11 protein-coding genes are annotated in these 15,299 nt (G+C 43.5%); 7 read left to right on the top strand and 4 right to left on the bottom strand.

Translation table 11 applies throughout. From position 1 onward, the window contains the following. Positions 1–206: 206 nt before the first annotated feature. From CCZ37_RS07160 to CCZ37_RS07150, 3 genes are all read left to right on the top strand, one after another. Entirely contained in the window at positions 207–620 is a 414-nt protein-coding gene (locus tag CCZ37_RS07160; protein ID WP_094500143.1) for a hypothetical protein, read from the top strand. 420 nt (positions 621–1,040) lie between these two features. Then, a complete protein-coding gene (locus tag CCZ37_RS07155) occupies positions 1,041–2,381 on the top strand; it encodes a cytochrome ubiquinol oxidase subunit I (protein WP_010318140.1) in 1,341 nt (446 codons plus the stop codon). Next, positions 2,378–3,370 carry a cytochrome d ubiquinol oxidase subunit II gene (locus CCZ37_RS07150; RefSeq protein WP_017042970.1) on the top strand — a complete coding sequence of 331 codons (993 nt, stop codon included), beginning with the start codon at positions 2,378–2,380 and terminating at the stop codon, positions 3,368–3,370. Before CCZ37_RS07155 ends, CCZ37_RS07150 begins: the two co-directional genes overlap by 4 nt. A gap of 63 nt (positions 3,371–3,433) precedes the next feature. Here the strand turns inward: CCZ37_RS07150 and CCZ37_RS07145 are convergent, their stop codons facing one another. Then, on the bottom strand, positions 3,434–5,065 hold the full coding sequence (locus CCZ37_RS07145; RefSeq protein ID WP_094500142.1) for a methyl-accepting chemotaxis protein: 1,632 nt from the start codon (positions 5,063–5,065) through the stop codon (positions 3,434–3,436). Positions 5,066–5,526: 461 nt separating this feature from the next. On the opposite strand from CCZ37_RS07145, the gene CCZ37_RS07140 reads away from it, so the two are divergent. Then, on the top strand, positions 5,527–6,294 hold the full coding sequence (locus tag CCZ37_RS07140) for a potassium channel family protein (protein WP_094500141.1): 768 nt from the start codon (positions 5,527–5,529) through the stop codon (positions 6,292–6,294). A gap of 46 nt (positions 6,295–6,340) precedes the next feature. Here the strand turns inward: CCZ37_RS07140 and CCZ37_RS07135 are convergent, their stop codons facing one another. The 3 genes from CCZ37_RS07135 to CCZ37_RS07125 form a co-directional block, all read right to left on the bottom strand. After that, entirely contained in the window at positions 6,341–7,735 is a 1,395-nt protein-coding gene (locus tag CCZ37_RS07135; protein ID WP_244187256.1) for an EAL domain-containing protein, read from the bottom strand. Positions 7,736–7,994: 259 nt separating this feature from the next. Further along, the gene (locus CCZ37_RS07130; RefSeq protein ID WP_094500139.1) at positions 7,995–8,915 is read right to left on the bottom strand and encodes an aminoimidazole riboside kinase; all 921 of its coding nucleotides are present in this window, start codon (positions 8,913–8,915) and stop codon (positions 7,995–7,997) included. Positions 8,916–8,999: 84 nt separating this feature from the next. After that, positions 9,000–10,439 (bottom strand): sucrose-specific PTS transporter subunit IIBC, encoded by a 1,440-nt coding sequence (locus CCZ37_RS07125; protein ID WP_094500138.1) that lies wholly within the window; start codon positions 10,437–10,439, stop codon positions 9,000–9,002. A 272-nt stretch (positions 10,440–10,711) separates the two neighbouring features. Between CCZ37_RS07125 and CCZ37_RS07120 the strand changes: the two genes are divergently transcribed. The 3 genes from CCZ37_RS07120 (at position 10,712) to CCZ37_RS07110 (ending at position 15,281) form a co-directional block, all read left to right on the top strand. Continuing rightward, the gene (locus CCZ37_RS07120; RefSeq protein ID WP_064625342.1) at positions 10,712–11,698 is read left to right on the top strand and encodes a LacI family DNA-binding transcriptional regulator; all 987 of its coding nucleotides are present in this window, start codon (positions 10,712–10,714) and stop codon (positions 11,696–11,698) included. A gap of 118 nt (positions 11,699–11,816) precedes the next feature. Beyond that, positions 11,817–13,496 (top strand): glycoside hydrolase family 32 protein, encoded by a 1,680-nt coding sequence (locus tag CCZ37_RS07115; RefSeq protein ID WP_094500137.1) that lies wholly within the window; start codon positions 11,817–11,819, stop codon positions 13,494–13,496. Between the two features lie 246 nt (positions 13,497–13,742). Then, a complete protein-coding gene (locus CCZ37_RS07110; protein WP_094500136.1) occupies positions 13,743–15,281 on the top strand; it encodes a methyl-accepting chemotaxis protein in 1,539 nt (512 codons plus the stop codon). Positions 15,282–15,299: the final 18 nt, after the last annotated feature.

Here is a 15,299-nt window from a genome sequence, read left to right as displayed (position 1 = left end):
TAATAAGCCTGTTAGATTCTAGGTTTACACCGTATAGCTAGAACCAATTAATACACATAAAAAAATAACAAATGTTCTATTTAGAACGGCATCACTCCAGTGTTCAGTGATATTGAACCCACGTTTACTTTTAAGTGATGTTATTTTTGGGTGGTTTTGAATAGGGTAAAGCTATTATTTTTTAACAAATACCTGTGATGTCAGTAATGTTTATGATGAAGCCAAGCTATTACGTGATCCCCATGCTTATTGCATTTAATGTCCATGCGGCTGACAGTCAGTGTGATGTGATTTCCAGCCAGTTACACGATGTGAGCAATGGCTCTGAAGCGGTTGAACATTCTGGCGGGTACAGCGTTCGTGACAATCCGCCTATTCGCTGCGCCGAGGTCGTGTTTAAGACAAAACAGAGTTACGACAAAGTGGTTGCTTGGATGAATGATGATTTCACGGCGATTTATGTCGATGGTTCAGAAGTGACGTCTAATATGGTTCGATTTCGAGAAGATGACGTTCAAGCAGGTTACGTTAAAATAAAAGCGAATCAACCGATTAGCGCTTATGTCTGTTTTGGTCAATCGAGTATTCCGATCAACAAAATCGAGTGTAGTGTTCAGTAACTAGCTAACTAACTAGCTAACTAGCGAATTAACGAACTAACTAGCCGTGAGGTGCGCTGTGCACCTTGAGGTAGTGAGGAAACAATAGCTAAGAGCCATCCTGATAAAGCCCTAACGCGGGGCGGTGCTGAAGCGGGGCTTACTCAAACCTAACGCTTGTTATGGGGCACGGTTATTTTTTGTCATAATTCTTCCGTAATTTGATACATCTTTTTCCTCGGTCTTACAGCTGATGATTGGTACAACTCATTGGCTGCACTGCTGTGGATTTTTCATTTTCATTAATCGATGAGAAGGCTTAGTTAATTTAAGTAAGAAAATCCTCAGGCAGTGAACTTAATTAGGTCGATCAACGTAATTAACAATTAAGTAAATTGTTGTTATTTGATTGCCTAGTCTTTTTTGATTGAGGAAAGAGTGATGTTAGAGACCCTCATGTTGTCGCGGATCCAGTTTGCCGCCAATATCAGTTTTCATATTTTATTTCCAACCATTACGATTGCGCTTGCATGGGTGATGGTGTTTTTTAAGTGGCGTTTTGTACGAACGCAAGCTCAGTTGTGGTTGGACTTATATTATTTCTGGGTCAAGATCTTTGCCCTGACTTTTGCGCTCGGTGTTGTTTCTGGTATCACGATGAGTTTTCAATTTGGGACTAACTGGCCAGGATTCATGGAGAGAGTCGGTAACGTCGCTGGGCCATTGTTAGGCTACGAAGTGATGACGGCCTTTTTTATGGAAGCGACCTTCCTTGGCGTGATGCTTTTTGGGCGTGGAAGAGTACCTGAATGGGTGCATACCTTAGCAACCGTGCTGGTGGCGATAGGCACATCACTCTCTGCTTTTTGGATTTTAGTTTTAAATAGTTGGATGCATACACCTGCTGGTTATGAAGTGATTGAAGGCATTGTTCATGTCACCAGTTGGAAGGAGGTTATTTTTAATCCTTCTATGCCGTATCGGCTTGTACATATGTTGCTGGCTTCTTTACTCACCGCAAGTTTTGTCATTGCAGGGATCTCTGCTTACCAATTTTTGCGTAATTCACAACTGGAAGCAGCGAAAGTGGGCCTTAGAGTCGGCATTATTCTCGCGGCCATTGCTATACCAATACAAATTTTTGTTGGCGATTTACACGGTTTAAATACGTTAAAACACCAACCCGCTAAAATTGCCGCGATGGAAGGGGTGTGGGATACGGAGCAAGGAGCACCGTTACTCTTGTTCGCTTGGCCGGATGAAGCCACGCGTAGCAATCACTTTGAACTCGGTATTCCTAAATTAGCCAGCTTGATACTCACACATGACCTCGACGGTGAAATTGTGGGTTTAAATCAATTTGCACCGGATCATCCCCCGGTTAAGCCACTGTTCTTCGGCTTTCGAATTATGGTCGGAATTGGCGTGCTGATGCTGCTAGTGAGTTGGTTTGGTGCATGGCGTTTAATTCGTAAAAAAACCTTACCCAAGTTCTATCTTTATACCGTTGTCGCGATGACGTTTTCAGGATGGGTAGCCACATTAGCAGGGTGGTATGTTACTGAAATTGGCCGTCAACCATGGCTTGTTAGTGGTGTATTGCGTACTTCTGATGCAGTTACTGCGATTGGAAGTGGTTCTGTTGTGCTGTCATTAGTGATGTATTTAACCATCTATGCCGTGCTGCTAGTTGCTTATATCCATACACTGTTTTATTTAGCAAGGCAGTTCTCTACAGGCATAACGATTCAACCGATTGACGAGCAAAAGGCACCATTATGATCTCTTATCTACCGGAAATTTATCTTTTACTGCTTGGTTTTAGTGTTTTCATGTATGCGGTACTTGATGGTTATGATTTGGGTGTCGGTATTTTATTACCCCAAAATAATGAGCAACAGCGCGATAGAATGATCGCCTCCATTGGTCCTTTCTGGGATGCCAATGAAACATGGCTAGTGCTAGGTGTTGGTATTTTATTGATTGCGTTTCCAAGTGCACATAGCTTGATTTTGACAGAGCTGTATTTGCCCACCGCACTGATGCTGATCGCATTGATTATGCGTGGTGTAGCGTTTGATTTCCGTGCAAAAGCGAAAGCGGATCATAAAGACCACTGGGACTTGTGTTTTAAAACCGGTTCTTTACTTGCCGCATTAACCCAAGGTTACATGATTGGACGGTATGTGATGAGCTTTGAGGAGTCGATGCAGGCTTATGGCTTTGCACTACTCAGTTCGCTGTGCGTGACGGCCGCTTATGTTTATATCGGTGGAGCTTGGCTGGTGTTAAAGACCGAAGGCGCGTTACAAATTCGAGCGGCGCGCTGGTCACGCCGCGCGGGTTGGTTGGCCGCGCTGGGTATTTTCTCAGTCAGTATTGTTAACCCGCTATTTAATCCACTGGTCGCGGAACGTTGGTTTAGTTTCCCTGAAATGCTGTTATTAGCTCCTGTTCCGCTGGTGGTGTTAGTCACGATTTTTATGGTTGATCGCTATTTAAAAAGAGTGCCTGTAGTGAATGATATGGGAGTTCAATGGCCATTTTTTGGCGTGATGCTAATTTTTGCATTAAGCTTTCTTGGATTAGCCTATAGCTTCTTCCCTGATGTCGTCCCCGGGATAATGACGGCTCAAGAATCAGCCGCCTCTACGGCTAGCTTATTGGTAGTGGGCATTGGTGTCGTGATTGTGATGCCGATGATCTTGCTGTACACCTTTGTGGTTTACCGAATCTTTAAAGGTAAAGCGACAGATTTAAGCTATAAATAGCAAGAGAATGGATACTATAACGGCCTCAAAAGAGGCCGTTATTTTTAAACCCACGATATGAGGTTAGACTTGGAAGCGACGTACCGTATTTTGTAGCATTGCTGCCAACTGGCTAAGTTCGACGCACGCTTGAGCAGCGCTGGAAGAACCTTGTGCAACTTGCTTAGCTGATTCACTAATGCGTTCGATATTGCGACTGAGCTCCTCGCTAACCGAATCTTGCTCTCCGCACGCACTGGCGATTTGGATGGTCATATCAGCAATATGCGCGCTTTGATTACTTATGTGGTCAATCGCGATTTGAGTCTGGCCACTTTGCTCAACACATTGCCCCATAAGTACACTGCTTTGTGACGTCGCTTCACGAGCCCGCACTGCGCATGTTTGTAGGCTTTGGATTATATTGACGATGTCACCCGTCGATTGCTGGGTTTTGCCGGCTAAAGCACGAACTTCATCAGCAACAACAGCAAAACCACGCCCTTGTTCACCAGCACGAGCCGCTTCAATTGCTGCGTTCAGAGCCAGTAAGTTGGTTTGGTCGGCGATGTTGCTTATCACGTCAACGACAACGTTAATTTGCTGCGCTTGCTGCTCAAGTTCTAATACGCGTTGTTCTGCTTGATCAATTTCTTGGGTCACAAGAGAGATAGCATTCGCGACGGAATCCATCTGTTTTGATCCAAGGATAGATTGTTGGTTACTTTCACGAGCGGCGTCAGAGGCGACTTCTGTGTTTCTTGCCACTTCTGCAACCGTCGATTTCATTTGTGTCATAGCCGTCGCAATGTGCATGACCTCGACCTGTTGCTCTTGCATACCCTGTGATGTCTGTTCAGAGACGGCGCTGACTTCGTCGACGGCGTGGGAAAGTTGAGTTGCTCCGGCGATGATCTCTTCCACCATTGAACGTAAATTCTCTTGCATGCTTGAACACGCATCGGCCAATTCACCTAGCTCATCTTGCCCAATATGCTGACGTGCTAATCGATGGCTTAAATTACCTTCTGCAATCGCGTGCGCTTGCTGCACAACCAAGTGTAATGGCTGACAGATTAAGCGAGAAAGTAACAGAGTAATGAAGACCATAAATGCTATTAGTGCCACAATGCTACCGGTTGAAAATGAGGTGATAGCTTGGATAAGCGTCATTAGTTCAGAGCGATTTTGGGTAACAAAGGTTTGGTTTAAATTGAGCAGTTCATCAACCGCACTCTCTAGACGTTCAAATGTAACCAAAGAGGCTGAAATATCGCCTTGAGCTTTTACTTTGTTTTGACTGAGGATATCATCATTAAAAGAGCCTAATGCGGTTAAATAATCGCGCCACAGATTCTTAACAGGCATAAAAATAGACCGTTCATGATCGGTCCAAACGGCGCGTTCATAAGTGGCTAGCGCACTATCAATTTCCTCATAACGTTCTTGCATCCAACGAATGTCCTCCGTAATTTCGGCTTGATCGGTTGCGGAAAGCAAACTGATTTGAGCACGTCGCACAGAAGCCATATTGTATTTGACGTTATTGACCATCATCATTGATGGGAGTGTGTCATCCGTTAGATTAAGTAGGTCATCTTGTATGTCGTTCAATGAACGATATAGGTAATAACCGAAGGCGATATTGACTAACGCGATAATAGTAAAGGCAAGCGCAATTTTTTTGCGAATGGCTAAATCTTTTAAAAAAGACATGGTAATAAGTGACCTCGGAGTAAAACAACGGAGTTATACCTGTCCCACTTGCAGCATTGTTGTATTGATCACGTTCATTGACGCCAATCACACCATTTTATTGATGTTTTTCGGCCTCACTTACTGGTCATCGACAGCATCCTAAGTGGCTTGGGTATCGGGTCACGTCCATATGAAAATAGAGAGATATCCATAAAGTTGCGCATTGTATCACAATTGAAACTTAGCTCCTATGGTGTTTTCGGATTTTTTGTGAGTGAGTTGTTGGTAGTGAAGAGCTTAAAATAATCCTCGAGGCGATATTAAGCTCTATTAAGGTCACCATTCTTTACATCTCAACTACCTAGTTTATAGTGAGTTCCATTTTGAGTTGGGTGCTAATTGGGTAATGAAAGGGATGGTTATACGATTCTCTCTTGGTATTTTTGGCGCTAAGGTAAACGGAAAAAGGTATTTGAATCATGAAATTAAAAACACGTTTACAGCTACTGTCTGCGATCGAGCATAAAACTGAAATTCCGATGCTGCTGCTATCGGTAGTGTATGTGATCGTCGCATTACTGCCAGATATTGCACCTTTACAGCCTGAAGAGCTTGATTTTCTGGAGCATCTGCTTTGGATTATTTGGGCATTGTTTGCAACGGAGTTACTGGTTAAGGTCTTACTCAGCCCACACCCTATGCATTACATGGTAAAAAACTGGCCAGATGTGCTAATTGTGGCCATGCCATTCCTACGTCCGCTCCGTTTTTTGCGTATTTTACTGATTTTGCCAAGAGCATGGCGTCAAACCAAAGCTGTATTAAGGCAAAAAACGCTCAGCTTTATTGGGCTAACCAGTTTATCGACAGTGCTTCTTTCTGCGGCTTTTGTCTATTTGGTCGAAAAAGGAACGGATAGCCCAATCAATGATTTTTCTGATGCGATTTGGTGGGCAATGACCACGATTACTACGGTAGGGTATGGTGATATGTATCCTGTTACCCCGTTTGGCCGTGGTGTTGCGGTCTTTTTAATGCTGACGGGCATAACACTTTTTGGTTTATTGACGGCCAGCGTTGCGTCTTTCTTCATTGAAGATGATGAACAATCAGCGGCGAATCATAGCCAGCATCACAATAAACAACTCAACCAAGTGTTAAAGCAACTGTCTGCTCAACAGCCCGTTCGAAAACGTTTTCATTTAGCTCGCTACCGTGCTCAGTTGGCCTCTCGTCATAAGAAATAACCACTGAAGTTCCAGTTATCATCCTATTGGAATGCCAGAGATTGATCTAGGTGGTTTTAAGCAGAGTGATAAACTCACTGAGCGGCATAGGCTTATAAAAGAAATAACCTTGTAAATAGTCAATCTCCCTTTCGTTCAAAAAGTCAACCTGCTTTTGGGTTTCCACACCTTCTGCGATGGTTTTTAACTCAAGTCGCTTGGCTAAATCGACTAAGTTTTCAACAATGTGGCTAGAGATCGCATCGCTACCGATCATGGTAATAAAGCTTCTGTCGATTTTTAAAATATCAAACTTGAACTCTTGCAAATAGTTCAAACTAGAGTGCCCTGTACCAAAATCATCAATTGCTAGCAACACACCTATCTTATCCAGTGATTGGAAGAGTTTTTTTGCTTCATCACTGTCAGTGACGAGCTCTCTTTCGGTGAGTTCTAACGTCAAAATATGTTTACGATTGTTGAAGGTTTCAATGAAACGTTTGCAATCATCAAACAAATTGGAAGCTACGCAGTGCTTGGCTGAAATATTAAATCCAATACTGAAATGCTCTGGAAATTGTGCTTGATGCAATGAAAGTTCATGCTCAACTTGCGCCATTAACTGAGTCGTAATAGGAATGATTAGCCCAGATTCCTCCGCTAAGGGAATAAAAAGATCGGGCCTCACTAATCCATGAACAGGATGTTGCCAGCGGGCAAGCACTTCAATATGGCTGAGCTGGCCACTACCATCAACAATCGGTTGTACATACGGAATGAACTCGTTGGATTGAATAGCGCGTTTCACTTCTCCCTGCATTGACGAAGCTTGGCCTAGTTTCCAATAAGCAAAGCCGCCTAAACCAATACCCATAAGGAGAACTAACATCGTACTGGTTTGTTTGGTGTTTTTAAAATAAAGCCAATAGTCATTTAACGTCAGTTTAGCTGAAAATGTGTAAGGATAGCGGGAGGAGATGAGGCTGATCGTTGAGTGAGTTTGTTTGTTTGAAAACGCCCCTTTACTATTGATATTATTTTCACCAACCTCAAAGTAGAGCGCTCCATAATCTTTTAATAGAGCAATGATATTGGTTATGTGGTAACCATTAACGGCACTTATCACTGAGCCTTGAGGATAGTGACGGTGAAAAGTGAGCACTGGTGTAAAGGGAGTTAACCGACTGTTATTAGATAAATAGAGTTCATTTTCCACATAATGCCGAGCTTGACGGAAGATTTCACCGTCTAATGAATTACAATAAACGTTTGAATCTTTTGCCAAGTTTAATGTGCGGATATCGGGTGTGGTGGCAACAAGCTCTCGTAAATATGGAAATACCTCTTTGCATTCCATCTGTAGGTAATATGATGCACGTTGGTTAGAGACTTCAGCATTTCGAATGATCCGATTAAACTGAATTTCACCTACTTTGAGTTTATCTTTAATATAATTGTTCAAATCAGATCGTGTCTGCCAAGCGATGATTGGGCTAGCAATGATAATAGGCAGCAAGCAATATAAAAAGCTAACTACCCATCGTTTACATCGTTCATATTTTACTAATCTTTGCATTAAGTCTGGTGGTTGTTTGTGTGTTGATGCTGTAAGTGTAGCAAATAGATTTAGAAAACCATCAGTTTACATTGATTTACATCACAAAATTGTCTCTAGCTATTTTGTTTTTCTATCCATTGTGGCTTACGGCAGCATTATCATTTTAGCCAATCCATTGATCAAGCATGTGCTTATCTGGTAGCGCTGTCATTGCCCCTTTCTGGGTGGTGGCTAATGCTCCGCAGCCATTAGCCCATTGCACGGCCTTTATGATAGTACCCTTAGTAAACCACTCTTTATGTAATGACAACTGGCAAAGCAATCCACCGACAAAAGCATCGCCTGCGCCAGTTGTATCTATCGGCGTGACCGCTTTCCCTGCTATTAGTGTTTGCATCTCTGTTGTGATCACCAGTGCTCCTTTTGCGCCTTGAGTAATGACAACCAGCGGAATGTTCAGTTCTTTCACTGAGATTAATCCCTGCTCAAGGCTAGGGCGCTGCGTGAGCAAGAGCAGTTCGTCATCGGAAAACTTAACCACATCCGCCATTGCGACCACGCTCATCACCACCGGGATCATCTCTGCGGGGTTAGGCCAAACCTCTTCGCGTAGATTGGGATCAAAACTGACAAATCCACCGTTGGTTTTGATGCGTTTAATCGCTTCAATGGTAGTGCTGCGACTCGGTTCGTTGGCTAGAGCAATTGAGCAACAATGCAGCCATTCACCCGCGGAAAAGGTTGGAATGTCTGAGTATTGGATGAATTGATCCGCGCTAGGCTTAACCATGAAGGTAAAACTGCGTTCGCCGTGCGAGTCTAAATCGACCACGACAGTCGATGTTCTTTGCTGCTCATCCAACTGCAAATATCGGGTGTCCACTTTCTCTTCGGTTAATGTGGATTGCATAAAGTGCCCCATAGGGTCATTACCCACACGGCCAAAAAAGGCGCTGTTACCCCCCAATCTTGCGATGGCAACAGCCACATTCGCCGGAGCGCCGCCCGGACATTTTAGATAGTGTGCTTCACCATCAGGAATTAAGTCGACGACCGCGTCGCCTGTTACCCAAACTCGATTCATTTTTTCTTCCAATATCCGTGTTATTCGCTGAAGAAATAAGCCCACTCACATCGAGCAGGCTTAGGAGCATAACAGCCTTGGGGGTTACGCTGTTGCTTGCTTATCAAGCTTTGTGCGCTCTTTGGCACCCAAAACAAGTGTTAAGGTAAAGGCAATGACAAAAGAAATAAGCATGCCAATCATGTAGTAGCTGATTTTCTCTGGGTTAATAGAAATCACTCCAGGAAGCCCTGCCGCGCCTAACGCTTGTGCTTTGACATTAAACAAGGTGATAAATGCACTAGCACAAGCTGAACCGATGATCGCAGCAATAAATGGGTAGCGAAGTTTCAGGTTTACACCAAACATAGCCGGCTCGGTAATGCCCAAAAGAGCAGTTACACCCGATGGAATCGCAATGCCTTTCAATTTGATATCTTTGGTGTTCATACCAACCGCTAAAGCCGCGGCTCCTTGCGCTACGTTTGACATGGCAGCGATAGGGAAAATAAACGTGCCACCAGTAATGGCGATGTCAGCCAGCAATTGTGTTTCGATAGCAATAAAGCTGTGGTGCATGCCAGTAATCACAAACGGTGCGTAGATAAAGCCAAACAGTGCACCACCAATGAAGCCAGCAGAATCGTATAGCCAGTTCAGCCCATCACCCAATAGAAAGCCGATATCGCGAGTAATCGGGCCTACCAGTGTGAAGGTTAAAAAGCCTGCAATGAAAATCGAGAGCATAGGCGTCAGTAAATTATCCAGTACAGAAGGGATAATTTTACGCAGGCCATTTTCTATTTTTGCAAGAATAAAGGCGGAGACTAAAACGGGTAAGACAGAGCCTTGATAGCCGACTTTCTGGATCTCAAAGCCAAAAATATTCCAAGTAGGGATGGTGCCCGCGACAGAAGCTCCGCCAAACCCCCAACCATTGAGCAGGTCTGGGTGAACCATCAACATACCTAATGCAGCGCCAAGGAATGGGTTGCCGCCGAATTTTTTAGAAGCAGAAAATGCCAACAAAACAGGAAGATAAACAAAAGGGGCGTTAGCGAAGGTGTTGATCATGCTGGCAAGATCAGCCAAGCCCGGATTAGCATCAATCAGTGATTGCCCTTCGATAAAAAGCCCAGTAGCTGTCAGTACATTGAACAGCCCCATCAATAAACCGCCAGCGACGATGGCCGGGATAATAGGGACAAAAATGTCCGACAACCCTTTAACGGCGCGCTGAACTAGGTTCTGCTTTTGTGCACCCGCGCTTGCAACATCATTGGTTGACATTTCAGCAAGGCCGGTCAACTTGGCCATTTCCGCATAAACTTGGTTAACGATACCGGAGCCAAAAATAATTTGATATTGGCCAGCGACTTTGAATTGTCCTTTGACACCTTCAAGTGAATCAATGGCTTGTTCATCAACCAATGCGTCATCTTTTAGCGCTAATCTTAAACGTGTTGCACAGTGAGCAAGGGCTTGGATATTTTCTCTGCCACCTAATTGCTCTAATAATTGTTTTGCTATGACTGGATAGTTCATAACCCACCCCGGTTGTTGTTTGGTATCCAGATGACTTGATCTCTTTAAGATAAGCATGGTGGATAAAGTTAAAATAAGTATTTTGGGAACGTTTGCAAGATGGATTTTTGATGAATAATTCAAAGTAGTCAAAAGACAACCATTGATTCTGTGAATTAGATCAGTAAAAGAGAGATCGATAATTCTACAAACAGCGTTAGAATCACACTATTCGATCGTTTGCTGCGCTGAGTTTTGCAAACAATCCCAAAACAGAATGAGTAAGGTTATGTATGTCGAGTTTGCACGATGTCGCTAAGCTGGCCGGAGTTTCTAAATCGACGGTTTCACGCGTTGTAAATGATGAGTATGGTGTTAAAGAGTCTACAAAAATCAAAGTGTTAAAGGCAATTTCCGAATGCGGCTATATGGTCAACCAAGTCGCTAAAGATCTCAAATCACAAAAAACCAATTTAATTGGAGTCATCGTTCCGCGAGTCTCTTCGCATGCGACAGCACAAGGCGTTGATGGTTTAAGTGCCATATTTGAACAAGCGGGCAAACACGTGTTGCTTGCCAATACGCATCAAGATCACGCTAAAGAGTTGGAATATATCCAAATATTTAATCAAAAGAGGGTCGAAGGCATTGTACTTTACGCCACACATCTTGATATGCCATTAGTGAAAGCAATTCAACAATCTAATGTCCCGGTGGTATTGGTTGGGCAAGATGGCTCACTGCACGATATCCCAAGTATTGTTCATGATGATCTTCGCGTTGGATTCGAAGCGGGTAAACGGTTGATAGCAAAAGGTTGTCAACACATTGGTTTTATTGGTGTTCAGAGCGATGACGTAGCGGTGGATTGCTTGCGTTCTCAAGGATTAGAGCAAGCACTGGGTATCAACAATTTAACCCTGTTGTTTCATGTGCGTGGTGATTTTTCGATTGAATCTGGTTACTTACAAGCTAAAACATTAATCGCTCAATACCCACAATTAGATGGCCTTTTTTGCGCAACCGATAGAATTGCGGTTGGAGCGGTGAAAGCACTGCAAGAGTCTGGGGTTCAGGTTGGATCGCAAATTAAAGTATTAGGAGTTGGCAATGATGAGCTCGCATTTGTCAGTAACCCAAGCTTATCAACATTCAACTATGCCTTTGATAAAGCAGGTGAAAATGCAGCCAAGATGTTGCTTGAACGTATTGCTGGTCGTGGGCAGGAGATGAGTAAAGTCGTGCTAACATTCCAAAATATCGAACGTGAAACCGGCTAAGGCTGAAGGTACTTGCTGAGGGGAAGCCCGCATAATTGAGGGCAATATTTCACCAATGCTTGCAAGCAGGCTTATTTTTTTATATTTTGCAATCGTTCCCAAAAATTGAGTGTAAGTCATGTCATTAGAAACAGTGCCAGTGGAAAAAATGTCATTTGAAGAGATGGTGAGATTAGTTGGCGGCCCGGCCAATATTCAGCGAGTACTCGCACCAAGAGGCGAAATCGTTATTGCGCTGCGAGATCCAGCTTTAGCCAATGTTTTGCCGAGCCATATGCGATTGCGAGAAGTGCTCGGTGAATGGCAGCTTTCATTTTTGATTCAACAAGATAGCATCAATGAATATGCCGATGAACTGATCAACAGTTTAGGTCGAATGATTGATTCTCAGCTGCGGCTTAATGCGTACGCCTATTCCTCGCCAAACGATTGTCCCTTTCGTCCAACGTGGCATATTTCTCCGCCGCAAGGGCTGCTCAATGATCCAAACGGTTTCATTTATCACCAAGGAAAATATCATCTTTTTTATCAGTGGTATCCTTATGGGTGTGAGCACAAGGATAAATATTGGGTACAACTGGCGAGTACTGATCTTATTCACTGGCAATGGCAAGGTATTGCGCTGACTCCATCAGATTGGTACGACAGCCATGGGGTTTTTTCTGGTCATGCTTTAAGTCACAACGATGAGTTGATGCTTTTCTATACTGGCAATGTTCGGTTAGGTGAACAGCGATTGCGTCAAACAACGCAGTGTTTAGCCGTGTCGCAAGATGGCCTCCGTTTTGAAAAATGTGGCCCAGTGATCCGTAATTTGCCAACGGGTGTCACGGAACACATTCGCGACCCTAAAATAGTGCGCCACCGAGGAAAATGGCTCATGTTGCTTGGCGCGCAAACAACGCAGTTGCAAGGTCGGCTGGCGATTTACCATTCACATGATCTTAAAGAGTGGCATTTCGATGGTCTATTTGGTGAAGAAATCGCACCGCTAGGTTACATGTGGGAATGCCCTGATATGTTTGAAATCGCGAGCCAAAGTTATTTTGTTTTTGGCCCTCAAGGGATTATTTCAGATAACGTGAACCACACCGTTGTCCATCAAAATCGTATTGCAAAAGTATTATGGGATGAAAATGATCATCCTCACTTTTGTCATCTGCAGCCACTGGATCACGGCTTTGATTTTTATGCCCCTCAAACCATGCAAACGGCAGACGGGCGGCGCGTCTTGTGTGCATGGATGGGGCTGCCTGACGAAGTTAATCATCCTAGCTGTGACAACGGCTGGTTGCATCAACTTACGGCACTGCGTGAGTTGAGTGTTGAGAATGATCAACTTATTCAAAGGCCTATAAGAGAACTAGAGCAGTTATGTCACCAGCCGGTAAGTTTGGAGTTGAGCGATAAATGCACCATTCTCAATACCAAAAGTTTTGAAATGTGTATCACTTTGCCTTGGGGGGCAAGCTTACGTTTGTTTGAAAAAGATGAGCAATACGTTGAATTGAGTTTAGATGCCCAGCAAAAAGTATTACGTTTTGATCGTTCCCATACTTTGATACGCCAAGGTGATGTGATTCGTGAATTGGCCTTAGAATGTGAACAGGTTGAGCTGCAGATTCTCGCGGATAATTCTTCATTAGAAGTGTTTATCAACGGCGGAAAAGCAGTGATGAGTGCAAGAGTGTTTACCGAACAAGAGGCGACAGGAGTATCACTATTAAATGCGTTGGTTACGGCCAAATACTCTCCTATCCAGCCCGTCAGCGCTTCTTCATTCGCTACTCAATTCTAAATTATGCCGAAAGTAAACTTTCGGCTCAAAAAATAATAACCTTTTTCCTTCTTGGTCTATCCTTAAGTAAAAGATAAGTGAGATCAACATGATCGGTATGAGTTCAGACAATAGCAGAGATGATATTGACCTCTCTTCTGGTCTGCGTCCTATTCATTAAACACAAGAGTCAGATGGCTATCATGCGGTGCGATGAAGTCAACGCACAGTGCTTAACTCATACCATTGATTAAGGCGAAATGAAGTATGTGGAAAAGTGTTAAAGTGATCTTTGTTATCCAAGTCGTGTTAGCAGTGTCTATTGTTTTAGGCATTTCGAGCTACATTGATTATCAGTCCAAGAAAAAGGAACTGCAGCATAACTTAGACATTTCTATATCAAATGCAAAAGAGCGCTTAAGCTATAGCCTGCCAAAATCAATTTGGGATTTTGATTTACAAGCTGCAAAACTCACGATTTCAGCAGAGTTGAATAACCCAGAGATTCAGGCGGCTAGAGTGAAAGATGCAGGTGGTACGCCGCTTCTTTTTTTAACACTATCCCCCGAATCACAAGAAGTAATAGAGATAGCGACGAATGAAGGACAGCGCTATGAATCAATGCTCTCCTCAGTGCAGAAGCTTACCTTCATCGAATATGATAAGGAAAATGAGGTTGGGCAGATTGAACTCTTTTATAACACTGAGAGATTAGAAAAAACACTATTGCAAAGCCTTCAATATAGTCTCGTCGAGCTGTTAATTTTAGACAGTGTTATGATTGTCTTCTTGATTTTCGCGCTGACAAAAACAGTGCTAAATCCACTCAATGATTTAACTGAACGAGTAGCCGACCTTGCTACGGGAGAAGGTGATCTAAGTAACATTATACCGGAACCTAAGTATCGAGAATTTTCGCAGATTATTCGCAGTATTAACCACTTTACAGAGTCACTACGAGAGATCGTTATAGAAGTGACTGAGGCGTCTGTGCAACTAAAAGATACCGCGGAAATGAGTGGCCAAATTGCCTTGAAAAATGCACAGCAAATTGATCAACAAAAGCACAGCTTGTCGACGGTTGCCGCTGCTTCTACTCAAATGAGTCAGTCGGTGGCAACAGTGGCTGAAACCGCTAATGACGCCGCAAGGCAAGCGAGTGAGGCTTCTCAACTGGTCGACAATGTTTACCACTCAATAGAACGCTCTGCCGCCGAGATTGTAAATATGCGTTCCGAAATGGGTTCGGTAAACGCGGAAATGCATAAGCTGCTTGATGAAGGGCGGAAAATTTCAACGGTGGTCGGGGTGATTAATGACATTTCCGAGCAAACCAACTTGTTGGCATTGAATGCGGCGATTGAGGCAGCGCGCGCAGGAGATCATGGGCGTGGTTTTGCAGTCGTGGCTGATGAAGTCCGTAACCTTTCGACCAAGACTAGCCAATCCACCGAACAGATCCAAACCAATATTCGCTCGCTAAGTAGTGCAACAGAATCGGTTGAGCAAGAAATCATCCGCATCTCGAATTTGTTGGAAAGCACCGCTAAACGAGTCTCCGAATCACAGCATTCTGTTGAGCAGGTGAAAAATACTATCTCTGAAATTTCTGAAAGAAATGGCGAGATTTCGCATGCAACAGAAGAGCAGAAACAAGCTATTGATGAAGTCAGTCAAGCGATTGTTGAAGCATCAGAGGCCACCAATGAGCTGTCGAGTAGTGGTCAAGATAATGCTCAGAGAACGAAAGAAGTTCTTCAACTGAGCTCAAATATTAAAACTCATATGCGTAAGTTCAAAACATAAGTTCAAAACATAAGTTCA

This window comes from Vibrio qinghaiensis, assembly GCF_002257545.1.
In the GTDB taxonomy this organism is placed as follows: domain Bacteria; phylum Pseudomonadota; class Gammaproteobacteria; order Enterobacterales; family Vibrionaceae; genus Vibrio; species Vibrio ordalii.
Note: the sequence above shows the minus strand (reverse complement) of the source record. Positions and strands in the feature narration are given on the sequence as shown.